Origin of the sequence: Psychrosphaera sp. 1_MG-2023 (genome assembly GCF_030548245.1) — a bacterium.
GTDB lineage: Bacteria > Pseudomonadota > Gammaproteobacteria > Enterobacterales > Alteromonadaceae > Psychrosphaera > Psychrosphaera algicola.
On the sequence record NZ_JAUORW010000008.1, the window covers coordinates 200649 to 216588 of the forward strand.

At 40.8% G+C, this 15940-nt stretch carries 12 protein-coding genes; 3 read left to right on the forward strand and 9 right to left on the reverse strand.

Annotated elements, in window-relative coordinates; genetic code table 11:
- The first annotated feature begins 308 nt into the window (after positions 1–308).
- A complete protein-coding gene (locus tag Q4575_RS09910; RefSeq protein ID WP_303522703.1) occupies positions 309–3446 on the forward strand; it encodes an HD domain-containing phosphohydrolase in 3138 nt (1045 codons plus the stop codon).
- Positions 3447–3537: 91 nt separating this feature from the next.
- On the opposite strand, the gene Q4575_RS09915 is transcribed toward Q4575_RS09910, so the two are convergent.
- The 8 genes from Q4575_RS09915 to Q4575_RS09950 are packed head-to-tail and all read right to left on the reverse strand — an operon-like array spanning position 3538 to position 14007.
- Positions 3538–4329 (reverse strand): sterol desaturase family protein, encoded by a 792-nt coding sequence (locus Q4575_RS09915; RefSeq protein ID WP_303522705.1) that lies wholly within the window; start codon positions 4327–4329, stop codon positions 3538–3540.
- Positions 4319–4975, reverse strand: a complete 657-nt coding sequence (locus Q4575_RS09920; protein WP_303522707.1) for a CDP-alcohol phosphatidyltransferase family protein — start codon at positions 4973–4975, stop codon at positions 4319–4321. The genes Q4575_RS09915 and Q4575_RS09920 overlap by 11 nt, the downstream gene beginning before the upstream one ends.
- A complete protein-coding gene (locus Q4575_RS09925; RefSeq protein ID WP_303522709.1) occupies positions 4969–5616 on the reverse strand; it encodes an ATP-binding cassette domain-containing protein in 648 nt (215 codons plus the stop codon). Before Q4575_RS09925 ends, Q4575_RS09920 begins: the two co-directional genes overlap by 7 nt.
- A 9-nt stretch (positions 5617–5625) precedes the next feature.
- Positions 5626–7365, reverse strand: coding sequence for an ABC transporter permease (locus tag Q4575_RS09930; RefSeq protein ID WP_303522711.1), 1740 nt, complete (start codon positions 7363–7365; stop codon positions 5626–5628).
- The gene (locus Q4575_RS09935) at positions 7362–8633 is read right to left on the reverse strand and encodes an ABC transporter substrate-binding protein (RefSeq protein ID WP_303522713.1); all 1272 of its coding nucleotides are present in this window, start codon (positions 8631–8633) and stop codon (positions 7362–7364) included. Before Q4575_RS09935 ends, Q4575_RS09930 begins: the two co-directional genes overlap by 4 nt.
- Positions 8620–9465, reverse strand: a complete 846-nt coding sequence (locus Q4575_RS09940; protein WP_303522715.1) for a DUF547 domain-containing protein — start codon at positions 9463–9465, stop codon at positions 8620–8622. Before Q4575_RS09940 ends, Q4575_RS09935 begins: the two co-directional genes overlap by 14 nt.
- A 1-nt stretch (position 9466) precedes the next feature.
- Positions 9467–11632 carry an FAD-dependent oxidoreductase gene (locus Q4575_RS09945; RefSeq protein WP_303522717.1) on the reverse strand — a complete coding sequence of 722 codons (2166 nt, stop codon included), beginning with the start codon at positions 11630–11632 and terminating at the stop codon, positions 9467–9469.
- A gap of 23 nt (positions 11633–11655) precedes the next feature.
- Positions 11656–14007, reverse strand: a complete 2352-nt coding sequence (locus Q4575_RS09950) for a TonB-dependent siderophore receptor (RefSeq protein WP_303522719.1) — start codon at positions 14005–14007, stop codon at positions 11656–11658.
- 188 nt (positions 14008–14195) lie between these two features.
- Here Q4575_RS09950 and Q4575_RS09955 point away from each other — a divergent pair, with 188 nt between their 5' ends.
- A complete protein-coding gene (locus Q4575_RS09955; RefSeq protein ID WP_303522721.1) occupies positions 14196–14609 on the forward strand; it encodes a hypothetical protein in 414 nt (137 codons plus the stop codon).
- Between the two features lie 166 nt (positions 14610–14775).
- Entirely contained in the window at positions 14776–15312 is a 537-nt protein-coding gene (locus Q4575_RS09960) for a redoxin domain-containing protein (RefSeq protein ID WP_303522723.1), read from the forward strand.
- Between the two features lie 127 nt (positions 15313–15439).
- On the opposite strand, the gene Q4575_RS09965 is transcribed toward Q4575_RS09960, so the two are convergent.
- On the reverse strand, positions 15440–15922 hold the full coding sequence (locus Q4575_RS09965) for a hypothetical protein (RefSeq protein ID WP_303522725.1): 483 nt from the start codon (positions 15920–15922) through the stop codon (positions 15440–15442).
- Positions 15923–15940: the final 18 nt, after the last annotated feature.

Here is a 15940-nt window from a genome sequence, read left to right on the forward strand (position 1 = left end):
GTGTGAAACGTTATCACTCACCCGCACTATAAAAACAATTGATCCTGAAACTTTATATTGCGGTTTGATGATTTAAAGCCTACTGCTATTCTTAATTGAAACAGGAGGTTTTTTATGTCCAATTCAGAAGAACGTCACGGTCGTATTATCAATTTAATACTGGAAATAACAACATCCGCATTTTTACTGGCTTACTGGTAAATCTGATTTTTAAATTTACGCCCAAAATAGAAAGTTAAGCTAGAACTTTAAGGCAAAAAAGTATAGTTTGATAGGCTGAATATGGATATAAATTGTACATTGGGTTTATGGATAAATTAACATTTTCTTTTGCCAGTTTTCGCTTTTCAGTTCGTTTTGCTGTTGTCACTGCGTTAGCTCTTGTTTGCTGCATTGTTGCGATAATAACGTTATCGCTTCAATATTATTACAGCACCTCTCAATTAGAAAAACATGCTTTAAAAGAGTTTGAACAATTTGTTGGGCAATCTAAAAAAGCACTGCAAAATAATGACGTTCAAGCTAAGTTACTCGTCGACCTTTTATCAATATATCCAGATATCGAAGCTCAGTCACCGCGCACCAAACTCAATTTAATAAGTGAAATGATGGCCAGTAATCCACTTGTTTTTGGTCTTTACATGGCGACGCCAGAGGGAAACTTTTTTGAGGTTGTGAATTTAAATACAACCGGAGCTCGAAAACAATATTTTGCTGAGGATAATGATATTTGGTTAACACTAGCGATAAATGTCGATCAAGACCCCAATCTGCAAGTGTTAACTTACTATGATAAAAATTTACAACAAACCAATCAAACCACAAAACCGACAAACTACAATCCTGTTTTAAGACCTTGGTATACACAGGCGAGTAAACAAACCACGCAAGGCGCGCCTTATTTATTTCAGTTTTCTCAATTACCTGGGATCACGTATTCCAAAAAGTTACCCAATAATAAAGGGGTTATCGGTTTAGACGTAAGCTTATTTAACCTTTCACAGAATCTAGCGATGCACGCCAATGCATTTTCTGGAGAAGCCTACCTTATTAAACAAAACGGCGAGTTGATTGCGCAATCTAATTCTCCGGTCCTTGATGAAAGGCTAAAAAGCATTACACCTTTAAAGCTCACTACGGACGAAAAAAACTATGTCAACCAACTTGCTTCAATGCGGATTTCAAATGGCGAAGATTGGCAACCTATCGACTTTTCACTTTCGGGAGCACCAAAGGGTTATGCCGTAGATGCGTTAAAAATGATTAGTGAAAAAACAGGGATAAAATTAAATTTTGTTAATGGTTTTAGCTGGCAACAATTCACAGAGCAATTTAAAGCTAAGAAATTAGATATTTTAAATGGAGTTTACGACACTCAGGAAAACCGAGATCTCGGGTTATTGTCAGACGCCTACGGTAATTTGCCATTAGGGTTATTGGTGAAGAAAAACCAGAATTTCAGTTCATTATCGCAGTTGCATGGTAAAAAATTAGCCATTGGCAGTGGGTGGTCGATTGCCAAAGAAATCGAACAGTCTCATCCACAAATAGAAATTGTAAGCTTTACTAAAAACCATGAAATGATTGAGCTCTTAGCGTCTAATAAAGTGGATGCTGCCTTAGACATCGCGTTAATCATGGATAATTTATTAAAAGAGTTTGGTGTAGATAACCTTACGGTATTAAAAGACTTTTCCTTAGATGGGGTCAAAATTGACACTAAGCTACGCATGTTACTGCAAAAGGAACATGCGCCTTTGTTGCCCATAATTAATCGTGCGTTAGCCGAATTGCAAAACATTCATATCCCACAACTTGAAAAAAAGTGGCTATTTAACACTCAGGACAAATCAACTGTGCGAGTGTTGCCTTATATCCAAGCGATTGATCAGGCTCGTAAAACCACTTTAGAATCGCTGCATTATTTTGAGTATCAAGGTGAGAATAAACTGCTCTATTTTAGTGAGCTTGGATCATCACTTTCTCAAGATCAATTGCTGGTTTTGGCAATCGATGAAAGCACCCTATTTGCCCCCGTATATAAAAGCGTAATTGAAAGCAGTTTAATAACGATGGCTGTCATTGCCATTTTATTGCCATTAACCTATCTATTTGCGTCCCCGGTAACCACAACATTTAATACACTGTTGCTGCAAACTCAACAGATCTCTAATCGGGACTACAGTGTGGTTAAAGTAGCGCCGAGCAATATTATTGAAGTAAAACGCCTATCCTTAGCAATCAAAAAAATGTCTAACAACTTGTATAATCATGAGTTGGCTCAAAAAGGTCTGATTGATGCCATGGTGAAGCTGATAGCTCAGGCAATAGATGATAAATCCCCCTACACAGGTGGACATTGCAATCGAGTCCCTGAGCTGAGTGAAATGTTATTAAAAGTCGCTTGTAAGGAAAACACCGGTATTTTTGAAAGCTTTGATATTACTTCTGAACAACAATGGCGAGAATTAACCACTGCGGCGTGGTTACATGATTGTGGCAAAATAACGACCCCAGAGCATATTGTTGATAAAGGCTCAAAATTAGAATGCATTTATAATCGGATCCACGAAGTTAGAATGCGCTTTGAAGTGCTTCATCGCGATATTGAAATTACTTATTTAAATGCATTACAAATCTCCCCTGAAGATAAAACCGAACTTTTAGAAAAATGCCGAAAAGAGCAACAACAACTGCAAAACGATTTTGCTTTTATCGCACATTCAAATATTGGAAGTGAAGGTCTCTCAAGTGAAGCCGAACAAAAAATCAAACAATTAGCTCAACAAACTTGGCTTCGTTATTTTGACGACCAACTCGGACTTTCACCACAGGAAGAAAGAGAGCTTGTAAATGAAAGCGCGCCACTGCCAGCGGTTGAATATTTGCTGGCCGATAAAGAAGGGCATATCAAACAACACGCTAAAGAACATAAACTGCCTGACAGTCTTGGGATTAAAATGGCGATACCTGAAAATTTGGCCAACCTAGGTGAAATATATAATTTGACGGTCATGAAAGGCACGTTAACGACTGAGGATCGATTTATAATAAACGAACACATTATTAGTACGATAAAAATTCTGGATCAAATTCCATTTCCACCAGAGCTAGAAAATGTCCCGCGTATTGCATCTACTCACCATGAAACCATGCGTGGAGATGGTTATCCCCGCAGATTAAAAGGGGACGAACTCAGTATCCCTGAACGTATTTTGGCTTTAGCTGATATTTTTGAGGCATTAACCGCCTCCGACCGTCCATATAAAAAAGCGAAACCACTTAGTGTTTCTCTCAATATATTACATAAAATGGCGATTGAAGAGCACATTGACTTAGCCGTTTTTCAGCTATTCATTAAAAGTAAAGTTTACTTACATTACGCAAATAAATTTTTACCAAAGGAGCAAATAGATACAGTGGATGAGCAACTGTATTTGGGATAAGTTTTAGGTTTGCGCTGACAGTATATTCCGAACAACGGTCGGCGGTTTAGCGACAACTAAACTTTTTAAACTGAGCTACATTACCCAATATTCATTTGCCTTTAAACGGCATCATTAACAGCCCAAACAACGAAGCATTTTGTTTAGCTTTTGGATATTCCTTTAAGCCAATATCAAGCTCTTCATCGGTTTTTGTCGCTTCGTTTTTATAGCTACCAAACAACTTGTCCCACCAAATAACGCTAAATCCATAATTTGAATTTGTCTCAGAGACTTTTTGGCTATGGTGAATACGGTGTAAAACTTGTGTCATCAATATGAGTCGTAATGGTTTCTCAATACTTTGAGGTAAACGAATATTGGCATGATTGAACAGCGCGAGGCCATTTAACGCAATTTCGAATATAAGTACCGCAATCGCTGGTATACCCAGTAACCCGACGGCGGCAATCTTGATAACAATACTAAGAACAATTTCAATAGGATGGAACCTAAGACCGGTACTCGTATCAACATGAATATCAGCATGGTGTACCCGGTGCAAACGCCATAACATGGGCACTTTATGGAACAATCTATGCTGCCAATAAATCAATATATCGAGCAGTATTAAACTAAGCACAACGATGACGATACTAGGCGCATTTATATTATTAAATAACCCAAATCCCTGCTGCTGATTACTAATGGCTAATGCCGTTAACCCTATAGGGACTGTTAGACGTGCGACTACTGAGGATACAAATATTAACCCAAAGTTGGCAAACCACCGCGTGCGAGCTTTAATGGGTGAATGCCGTGCTGGCTTTTGCCACTCAAGCAACATCATGATAATTAAAATAGAAAAAAAACAGCCTAGACGCCACCCTATTTCATTGGTCATGAGTAACCTCTTGAGGAGACTGCAAAATAGCCTCTTGCTGTTTTAGTGTGTGGTAGCCGCCATGTATCCGCGTAACTATCGTAATCGCACAGGCAAAGGCAAATCCATACGCTAATAACGCAAAATGTTGCGGCCAAAGACAAAAGGCGACAAACAACGCAATGGTCTCCGTTCCTTCTGTTAAGCCATTTAAATAGTAAAAGCTTTTATACTTAAATTGCGGTTTATCGAGTTTAAATTTTTCTGCAGCAATAGCGAACGCTAAAAAGCTCGAACCGGTGCCAATAAAGGTTGCCAATAGTACAGCTCCGGCGATGGCATTTTGCTCAGGATTAGCAAATACAAAGCCTAGCGGTATGGCCGCATAAAATAAGAAATCGAGGGTGATATCTAAAAAGCCACCAGCGCTTGAACTTTGTTTACTATAACGGGCTAAAGCACCATCAAGGCCATCGAATATTCGATTTAACACAATCGCAGCAAGTGCCGCATACCACAGCTCAAAAGCCAATAAAGGCACCGCTAATAAGCCAATTAAAAAACCGACGACAGTCAGTTGATCCGCAGTGACTTTACGTTTGTGCAAAAGCATCACAACTGGCAGTAAAACAGGTTTTATAATCGGCGTGATGAATCTATCTAACATTTAGCTTGTCCTGTGTTTAAGGTGATCACTTTACCGTTTGCAGCCTCAGCATCACTATGATCATGTGTAACCATAATTGCCGGTAACTTATGATTGCGGATGGTGTCAAAAACCAACTGCCGAGTCTCAGCGCGCAATTGCGCATCTAACTTACTAAACGGTTCATCGAGTAAAATAGCTTTCGGTTCGCTTAGCAACATTCGCAGTAAAGCAACTCGTGCCTGTTGCCCCCCAGACAATTCATCAGGATGTCGATTGGCCATACCTGCTAGACCAAATGTTTCGAGCATCTGTTCTATTTTTTCTATACGTTGCTTTTTATTACCCTTAGGCATAGCAAATGCAATATTGCCACCAACGGTGAGATGTGAAAACAATAACGCATCTTGATACAACACGCCTATATGTCGTAGGTGTGAAGGCAGTCCGTTAACATTTTTGCCATTAAGCCAGACCTCACCTTCAGCGTGAAAATGACTATTGAGACCTGCGGTTAACCAATTTAACAAACTCGATTTACCGCTGCCAGACGGCCCCATGATCGTCAGTATCTCACCGCCATTCACTTGCTCGTTTAAGCTAAGTAACAATTGCTTTTGACGAAACAATTGCAGATTTTTTATTTGTAAAGATGACTGCATATTAACCCTTTAGTGATGCGCGCTTTTATAAAAAAACTTAGGCAATAACCAAGCTATGATAAACCCAATAAGCGGCAAAACCATTTGCATAATGGCATAAACCGCACTCGTACGCCGACTTGCACCATTGGCTAAAGCAACGGCTTCGGTCGTAATTGTCGATATTCGTCCACCTCCGACAAGTAGAGTGGGTAAGTATTGGCCAAAGCTAATGGCTAATCCTAATGCCGCTGCGATTAAAATGGGTGCAAATAATTGTGGAAGTTTAACTTTCAAAAAGACCTTGTGTGGCTTTGCCCCTAAGCTTGCCGCCACATTTGAAAACCTAGGATCTAAACGTCGATAACTGCCAGCTAACGATAAAAATACATAGGGTAAAACAAACAATAAGTGAGTCAGCACAACACTGACAAACACCGATAAATTACTTGCTAATTGTTGTAACCACACCAATCCAAATAAAAAAGCAATATTCGGGACGAGCAGAGGTAAATAGATAATGAAGCTCATAAAACGTGAAACAGATTTATTTCGTAACTGCTCTGATTCTAAACATAATAACGTCAGTAGTATGGCCAATGCCGTGCTAACGATACCTATGTTTAAGGTGTTTATAACAGGGCCGGCCATTTGAGTTAAAGCACTTTGGAAATGCGACAAGACTAATTGGTCTGGGATCGCCGATGGAAAACGCCAAAAACCAGCGACCGACGATAATATCAGCCCGACAAACGCCAATAAGATAAAACCTATAGCTCCAGTGATTAATACCGAAGTGAGCTTTTGCCAAAATGCCCCGCTGTATTCGCGCTCGCCATTGGTAAGCAAGTCACGACAAAAATACTTTACGACCTTTTCTCCGAACAACCACAACATAAGCAATCCACCGGTTATCGCTAACTGCAATAATGCCCCTGCTGACGCCTTAATTTTTAGATTTAAATCAACGTCGTTAAACCACTGCATTATAGCAACGGCAAGTGTCGGTGGCGTATTAGGTCCTAATATGAGTGGCATTTCCACACTGGCACTGGCATAGGCGAGTACAGCTAAAATGGGTAGCCGCAACAAAGGGTATAGGTTAGGCAATATGACTTTAAAAAAGGCCGTCATTGGACAGTAACCTAAGCTAAGCGCAACTTTGTGTTGCGCTCTGAGCTTTTTACCTAGCTCAGGTTGCGCAAGTACGCCTAGCGCCATAAGTAGCAAAAACGGCAACTCTTTTAAGGTTAACCCTAATATAATACTAATCCCCATTGCGTCATGCGGAAAGATCCCCAGGGGCGATAATTCCCAACCGCTCAGCCAGGGGGAGACCAATCGGGATAACATACCAGAGGGTGCAATAAGAAAACCAATAGCAATCGCTGCGGCGGCATGCGGGATAACTAAAATGGGGCTTAACAAACGCTGGATGTAGTTGAGCCAAACCGTATTAAAAAAGGCCGCTAAGATCATTAAGGTAATAATAAAGGCGAGTAACGTGCTAATTAAACCGGTACTAATACTCAACATTGCCATTTGTACCAGCCCCGGAGTTTGCCACAGCGCAGTAAACCCATGAAGGCCAATCTTATATTGGCTTAAAGCAGGAGCCCATCCAAATGCCGGTAACACAACGCCAATTAAACCTGCCAATACTGGGATCAATAAACAGGCGAGTAAAAACCGTGGACTGAATTTTACAATGCAAGTAAACAAATCGGTTTTATATTCAATGTTTGTGGTTTTAGTCGGTTCAACATTCATTTGCTAACACCGTAACGAAGGTTCCAACCTTGACTAATTGCATTGACCCAATCGGGATGAGGTTCACTTAAGGTACGTTGAATGCTATCAAAGGGTAAGGCACTCGAGTGAGGCTTCTGAGCTTTAAACCATGCTGACTGTTTATTATCCAGCGTTGAATGAATCAACACGGTTCTATCGCCCCAAATATCACTTTTTTGTTTTTCTGCCTGAGCTTGCGGACTGAGCAAAAAATTAGCAACCAGTTGCGCACTATTCGGGTGAGCCGCATTGTAAGGAATAGCAACAAAGTGGGTATTACTTAAACTGCCATCTGACATAGCATAACTGCGAATACTCGCCGGTAAATCATAACGTTTAACGGCAGCGGGTACTTCAGGTGCAGAAAACGTAAAAGCTAAGCTAAGTTCAGTATCGTCCACTAACCGTCGTAGTTGCGCACCACTTGTCATAAAATGTTTGCCATTGCGCCACAATGTCGGATGAAGCTTATCTAAAAAATCCCAAAGCGGACTTAATACCACCACTTTGCTTTGGTCAGTCACCGGTTGGTTTAGCAAGGATTGAATCTCAATCGCGCTATCTTGATGCAATATCACTAGAGCATATTTGAGAAAGCTTAATCCAAGAAAGTCAGGGGGTTTAGGATAGCTAAACCGGCCAGTGTTTTTGGCACTCCAGATAACGAGCTCATCTAATGTTGTTGGCGGATTATCGGTAGCTAAACTGTCGTAATAAAAAGTAAGAGAAGCTTGTCCCCACGGAGCCTCCATCCCTTGAGTTGGAATACCAAAATCAAAATTAACAGCGGGGTTGTTTGTCGGGTCGGTGTACTTAAAATTTGGCAGGTAATTGGCCCACTGCTTTAATAACAGCGAATGCTCGCTCATAGTGGCAAAATTGGCGCCATTAATCCAAACTAAATCGACACTGCCCTGCGTATCATTGTTTGCTGACTTTTCAGCTAAAACTCGACTTACCGCTTCGCTCGTATCACTTAGTTTCACATGATGTAAATTAATATCGTAAAGGGCTTTTACTTGCTGGGCAGCCCATTGAATATAGGCATTAATTTGTGGGTCACCGCCCCAGGCATGAAAGTACACATCTTGGTTTTTACCCAATTGTTCAATGCCCTGCCAACGCAAATTCAGATCCGTATTGGCGGCACTTGCATTAGAGTTAATACTTATTGTTAAGGAAATAAAAAACGCGACGCAGCATATGCCGTACCGCGTTAATATTTTCCCAAACCTACTGACGTGCATTTAGCTTCCAGTTGTAATCTAAAAATTTCACTTTCATATTGTCTTCCTTGAGTAACTTTTGCTGTGCCGAAGTTAAATTAAGAGCTTGGGCGTATTGAGCAAAAAACTGCTGTAGAGAGTTTGCGCCCCGAAAGCCTTGTTCAAAATCATCGCTGTACCACTTAAATATAGAAGATACGCTAAGCTTATTTTTATGCGCAATATTACGTGTCGCATCTGATAAAAAACGCACTGTTTGCGCCTCTAACTGGCGCTCTAAGTCGATAGCTGTGTATGCTTCTTCACGAAGTGCCGGGCAACCAATACTCGCGCAGTTTACCGCAAAGTGAATGCGCGGTTCATTGTATTTTGAGTTACCGTTCTCATCAACGGCGCCACGAATTAAATCGTGTTCAATATTATCTAAACTCCGTGTTTTCCCCAACAAAGGGATGAAGTCTTTACTCCATGGTGAACTAAAAAAACTGCCTAGGTCTTTAATCGACTCAAGGTTTTGAGATGATGTTTTGTCATCGTCGATATTCGAAACAATAAGTTCAACCGTCCATGCATTATAGGCATTGATTAAAAACGCCAACTGTTTTGACTTACTCCATTGCTCAAACTCAGTTTGCGTTACTGCAGCCAATGAATCTAGGTACATTTGCAGTTCCGCATGCTCGCGTTTAATTGCCTTGTAGTCTACTTCAGTACTGTGGTTATTATTAATTGAAACAACATGTTTACTGAGCACATTGTTCCAGCTTTCGTGCATATTTTTGGCGTTACTTGTGAACGAAATCACAAGTAGCGACACCCCGAACAATGCTGGCTTTAATAGTGATTTAGTCAAATTAACCTCTGCGCCATGTGTGGTATTTTTCAAGTAAGTTTAAAACAGTTTCAGGCGCATGATTGCGTTTCCATTCTCCCGCCGCGTATTTATTGCCTTCAGCCCATGTTGGGTAGCTGTGGATTGTGCCGAGTATTTTGTTAAGCCCTAATCCGTGCTTCATGGCGAGTACAAATTCTGCAATTAAATCGCCGGCGTGCTCAGAGACCACAGTTACACCGAGTATTTTGTCTTTGCCTTTAGGGGTAATGACTTTAATAAAACCTTTAGTTGCGCTGTCGGTAATCGCTCGGTCGAGTTCTTCAAACTCAAAACGCGTGATTTCAAAGTCGATGCCTTTGTCTATTGCATCCTGCTCGTTTAGTCCAACACGGGCTACTTCTGGGTCAATAAACGTCGTCCACGGAATAACTCGGTAGTCGACTTTAAACTTTTTAAGATGGCCAAATAAACCGTTTACCGCGGCATACCAACCTTGATGTGCGGCTACGTGAGTAAACTGATAAGGACCAACAATATCCCCTGCGGCATAAATATTTGGGTATAACGTCTCTAAGTATTCGTTGGTTAAAATAGTCCGGTTTGTCTCTATGCCTAACTCTTCCAGACCATAACCTTTAAGGCGCGCGCTCCGTCCAACCGCACACAATAACTCGTCGTATTCAATAGCCACTTCTTGAGTTTTGCCATCCAGTTGCTGCTTCACTACGATGTACTTTTTACCGTCGCGAGTTTCACATCGTAACGCTTGATGAGAGGTTAAAATATTAACGCCACTTTCGGTTAATGACTCGTGGGCAAAGATAGATACTTCAAGATCTTCTTTGATCATAATCCGTTCAGCCATTTCAATCTGAGTTACGCTTGACCCTAAACGTGCAAAGCTTTGTGCAAGTTCGCAACCAATTGGACCACCACCTAGTACGACTAACTTTTTAGGAGCTTCGTCTAGTTCAGCAAATTTAGTCCATAGAGTATCACTCGTCACATAACCGGTTTCTTCAATGCCAGGTAACGGCGGAACAAATGGACGAGCACCGGTTGCAATAACAATGGTACGGGCTGTTAATGTTTGTTTGCTGCCGTCATTAAGCTTAATTTCCACTGTCCACGGGTCAATTAATTTGCCGTATCCTTTTATGACTTCAACACCTAAGTTTGTGTAGCGCTCGACACTGTCATGGGGAGCAACATCGGCAATCACTTTATGCACTCTGGCCATAACCTTTTTGAAAGAAAACTGAGGCGTCGAGTTTTCTAAACCGTAATGTTCTCCATGACGGATCTGCTCGGCTATTTTGGCGCTTTTAATAATGGCTTTGCTGGGGACACAACCATAATTTAAGCAATCGCCTCCCATCTCTCCGGCTTCAATAAGGGTGACTTTTGCTTTGACCGCCGCAGCAATATAACTTGTGACAAGTCCACCAGCACCGGCACCAATAACGACCATATTACGGTCAAACTTTTTAGGTTTAGTATAATTTTTATAAACACGTTTTTTCTTAAACACGTTTAAAATAGCTTTCGCAATTAACGGGAAAAAACCAAGTAACGCAAAAGACACAATAAGATTGAATGATAATATGCCCGATAAACTGTCAATTTGTGCCAGTTGCGTACCGGCGTTAACAAATACAAATGTGCCCGCTAACATGCCTATTTGACTAACCCAGTAGAATGTCCACGACTTTATCGCTGTTACGCCCATTAATAAATTGATTAAAAAGAACGGAAACACTGGTACGAGGCGCAGGGTAAATAAATAGAAAGCGCCTTCTTTTGCAACACCCGCATCAATTGCAGTCAAGCGCTCTGGGAATCGTTTTTGAATCGTGTCACGTAATAAATATCGCGATACCAAAAATGCCAATGTAGCGCCAATGCTAGACGCAAAAGACACGATAACTAAACCCTCTAACAATCCAAACAAAGCACCCGCGGCCAAAGTTAGAATTGCAGCGCCAGGCAAAGAAAGCGCAGTGACGAGTACATACATTATAAAGAATACACCGATGACTAAAACAGGAGACTGCTCACGCCATTGACTAAACTGATCCATCGAGCCTTTTAAGCCATCGAGTGTCAATAATTGGTGCAAGTCAAAATGAAAGAATAGACCAACAGCTAACGCTGCAATCAATATTAAAAGTATTTTTTTCATCATGTTATTTCTTTTAAAACCTTATTTTAGAAATTATGAGTAAGCGTTAATTTGGCGTTAATTGGTAATTCAGGAAAAACTAAAGTCGCCCCAAAATATCCACCTTCAAATACCGGACGCCAATTTTTCTGATTAGTCACATTATTAATATCGAAACGTAATTTAGTGGTTGGGGTAAACGCATAAATCGAATTTATATTTAGTGTGTATTGATCACGTATTTTAACGGTTCCTAGAAAGTCCAATGGATAGCTCTTGGTATATAGACCTGAGAAACCCGCTTTCCATTTTAAATTAATTGAATAATTGCCATTTAAGCTTAAAGATTGCTCTGGGATCCCCTGTACTTGTCTGTTTGACGCCGCAAATGCTGTATAGCTTGGTGCGCCAATGCTGTTACCTGCAATAATATCTGGTCTAGAATTATCAAATGCGTCGGCGATTTGGGCAGAGTCTTGAGCGCTACCTGAGTCGTCGTATCTTGCGTCTATATAGCTGTAACCAGCGCTAAACCAAAAAGGATAGGCATCGTAAAACACCTGAGACTCGAAACCTTCTGTGCGAATTCCGGTATTGCTGCCATCACGATTTCGTAAACTGCGACGCTGGCTGAACAAAGCGCCGTCAGCGTACCAGTCACTGTCGGCGGGTACATACTTTAAGCCAAACTCCGCTAAGGTATTTTCTGTTGCAAAGTTAAGTGGATTAATCGTGTTATCCGCTCCTAGTGTGCTTCCGCCGGCCATGCTGTTTGACGTTGCTTCGTTGTAGCTTGCCGCGCCATACAAAGTTAAATCACTGTCTAAGTTGTAATTAAAACTAATTTGGCCTGAATGAAGCGTATCGCTAATGCTGTCGCTTGCGGCAATTTGATTTGCCGGGGCAATTGGGTCCTCAGCGGTAACATCATAAAAGTCGACACGATACCCGAAACTTGTTCGCAATTTCTCGGTCCACTGTGAATCTTGCTGTATTGCAAGCCCGGTTTGCCATGAACGCGAATCCGTTGTATCCGACAAATTGAAGTCACCCGTACCGTCATTATTTACGTCATATTGACCACCAGGAGATACAAAAACCCCGGGTCTGAGCTCAACTAAGCGGGCCTTTTGTTCCTCTGTTAACGGTATTCTGCGGTTTGAAATTGGCCCGGTTAAGTCAATCGGTGAATCTGCTTCGGTGGTAAATTGGCTATAACCTAAGACATCGTTATATCGGATGTCGAAAGCAAAAATGGTTTGTTGTGTATCGTCCCATTGATATGTTATTTCAGTACGACTTTGCGCAGTGTCTGCCCCATCAATAATTTCAACAAAGCTATTTTGGGCGATTTCTTCACGTGCTAAATGTTGAAAATAACTGGTGTTTTTAAGCGACAAATGAGTTGTAAGCTCTCGTTTATAAATACTATGAATTAAATAGGTGCTGGCATTATTTAGATTAGCTGGGTCAGTCAGTACCTTGCTTCTATCTATTTTTACTTGTCCCGTAGGCGAGATAATAGAACCCGCTTTTGGAATGGTGCTGCCGTTTTCCTGAACTCCCTGCCCCGTGATGTATAAGCCATCATCAATTAGTGCTTGGGTTGGACGGTTAATCCCCGCATTGTCTGTAAATTCCACCTTGAAGTATTCAAAGTTAATATCCCAGCTGCTTTTATTGTCCGGTAATATTGATAGTGCAGCATAGAAGCTGTCACTTTGCGTGCTAGAAAAGTCATAAAAACTGCCGCTATCCACATGTTCAGCGCTAACTCTTAACCCGAGTTTATCTTTTATAATAGGCGCTTGAAAATCGACTAGTGCCCGATATTGATCCCAACGACCGGCAGATAAACTCAACTTTCCTTTGGTATCATAAGTTGATGCTTTTTTTGAATGTAAATTAACAAAACCCCCATTACGCTGGCTAGAGCCAAATAACACCGGTGGCGCGCCTTTTACCACATCAATTTGTTCTACCGAATTAAACGACAGTGGAATACCAAAACCATTGTTGCCCGCTTGGCGGCGAATGCCATCTTGAAATAACTCTCCTAATTGACCTCGAATGGTCGGTAAACTTGGCGCTCCAAAGCCACTTGCCGAATACGTATTTGGGCTTACAGCCAATACATCTTGTAAGGTTGTAATGTTCAGTTGTTCAATGAGTTCACTTGAAATAGGCGTGACCGAGCGAGCGATGTCTTGTATTGCTAAATTATCACCAAAAGGGCCATTAACAGCCGTGTCCTTAACTGACAAGCCCTGCGTATTATCTTTTTGACTATAAATTTCAATTACTTCTACCGACTCATCTTTTGCAGCAGGTGCCGCATTGATGGCAAGTGGGGTATTTAAGATAAAGGCGATAGTTAAGGTCAAATTATGATGTTTCAAAAGTGCACTCTTTGTAGCTAGCTGTTGTGTAGATAACTATTAAGACCTAAACACGGACAAATAACTTTCAAGCGATTTATTTTGTTTCTAACTTTCAAAATAGAAAAATTTATTTGAAAGATAAAACCATAAGCACGGTCTTACTAAACCTAATGTTTAGAAATTTTAGTTTAGGAAGTTTTTGTTTTATGAGTAATTCAACGAATTTTGATATGAATAGTCGTTTGCAGTGGTCTTTGTTTTCGCTGCGCCTTGGGGTCTTTATCGTCATGATAATGTGGACGTTGGACAAATTTGTCAATCCAGGACACAGCGCACGTATTTTTGAACACTTTTACGGAATAAGTGGCTCCACTGATATGATTGCTTACATATTGGGCGCTATTCAAATGCTTTTGGTTATCGCGTTTATGGCGGGCATTAAAAAGCGGATCACCTACGGCATTATTTTTGTCATGCACGGCATGTCGACCTTGTCATCGTATAATCAATATTTAGACGGTTTTAACAACTTGTTATTTTTTACCGCATGGCCAATGTGGGCGGCATGTTTCGCACTCTATTTGTTACGTGACCAAGACGTTAAATTTACAGTTAAGTAAACGGTTAAAGAAAGAAACTTTTTATGTCAGTAACATCTGAATCCAGTTAAATTCAACGTTACTGACCTTTCATGTTTACCTAATAGTTTGTCACTGTAATCGGCCTTTAAAGCACGTACATTATGCAATCAATTTAGTAAGCCTAAATGCAACCTAAGAGAACAACATGACACTTTCAATAAAATTAACCACGGGCAGTCCTTTTCCAGACGTTGACGCTAAGCTTATTGACGGCTCAACTGTTAATTTAAGTAAGGCACACGGCGGTGCTGACTGGCAAATGATAGTGGTATATAGAGGAAAGCACTGCCCTCTCTGTATCCGATATTTAAATCTTCTTGAAGAACATCAATCGGCATTAAAAGACATCGGCGTTAGCGTTTCAGCAGTATCAGCGGATTCCAAAGATCAGCTAGTAGAAAACATGGAAAAGCTCAACATCACGTATCCAATTGCATACGGCTTAACAGAGCAACAAATGAAGCAACTTGGTCTTTATATTTCACAACCGCGAACAGAACAAGAGACGGACCATAACTATTCAGAACCGGCGTTATTTGTCATTAACGAATTAGGGAATTTACAAGCCGTTAATATCTCTAATACGCCATTTTTGCGCCCAGAACTAGACGTAGTTGTTAGAGGTTTAGCCTTCGTTCGTAACCAAGATAACTACCCAATTCGTGGCACTGTTGCCTATTAATCTTCAATACCTGGCCCCTTGTTCCTGTTAAAAGAATTAAGGGGTTTTGTTTGGATCAATTATGAGCATAGGTTGAGCGACGAGCATTAGTCTTGTTTTTCTAATTAACATTTCCTGATGGTGCCTATTACCAAATATTTGCTTCTGATATACGGCAACCCGCTTTGGTAATTTGCACTTCATTGGCCTGCGCGCGATGGCTGTACATAAACAAAAAATCCGTTGTACGTTCTGCTGATTGGTCTTCAAAAAGGGAGATGTTGGTTTCAGATGAATCTTCATATATCTGAGTATTTCCTAAAACTTCACTTTTAACTTCAGTGATCACGGCACAATCGACAAATGTTTTTATATAAGAGTCCCCCTCGTAATTTGACGTCACAATGTATTCGATATCTACAGTGCATGACTCAAGAAATTCGCCAAGGATACTATCTTCGCACTCTTGGTTTACGGCCGTCACTTCCACGCAAATATTTTGCTCGGCAATACCAAGGGGTTGGCATTTAGGTGTGTCGTCGATAACAAAGACATTTGTATCTGCATTGACATAACAATTGAACATTAAATTTAAAATAATAGCGGTTAATACAAGTGAAATGAGTCTCAAAATTCACGCCTTAATGTT

Coding starts and splice junctions, on each gene's coding strand:
- Q4575_RS09915 (WP_303522705.1), bottom strand. CDS start 4,329: ATGACCAATGAAATAGGGTGGCGTCTAGGCTGTTTTTTTTCTATTTTA.
- Q4575_RS09935 (WP_303522713.1), bottom strand. CDS start 8,633: ATGCACGTCAGTAGGTTTGGGAAAATATTAACGCGGTACGGCATATGC.
- Q4575_RS09925 (WP_303522709.1), bottom strand. CDS start 5,616: ATGCAGTCATCTTTACAAATAAAAAATCTGCAATTGTTTCGTCAAAAG.
- Q4575_RS09910 (WP_303522703.1), top strand. CDS start 309: ATGGATAAATTAACATTTTCTTTTGCCAGTTTTCGCTTTTCAGTTCGT.
- Q4575_RS09920 (WP_303522707.1), bottom strand. CDS start 4,975: ATGTTAGATAGATTCATCACGCCGATTATAAAACCTGTTTTACTGCCA.
- Q4575_RS09930 (WP_303522711.1), bottom strand. CDS start 7,365: ATGAATGTTGAACCGACTAAAACCACAAACATTGAATATAAAACCGAT.
- Q4575_RS09945 (WP_303522717.1), bottom strand. CDS start 11,632: ATGATGAAAAAAATACTTTTAATATTGATTGCAGCGTTAGCTGTTGGT.
- Q4575_RS09960 (WP_303522723.1), top strand. CDS start 14,776: ATGACACTTTCAATAAAATTAACCACGGGCAGTCCTTTTCCAGACGTT.
- Q4575_RS09955 (WP_303522721.1), top strand. CDS start 14,196: ATGAGTAATTCAACGAATTTTGATATGAATAGTCGTTTGCAGTGGTCT.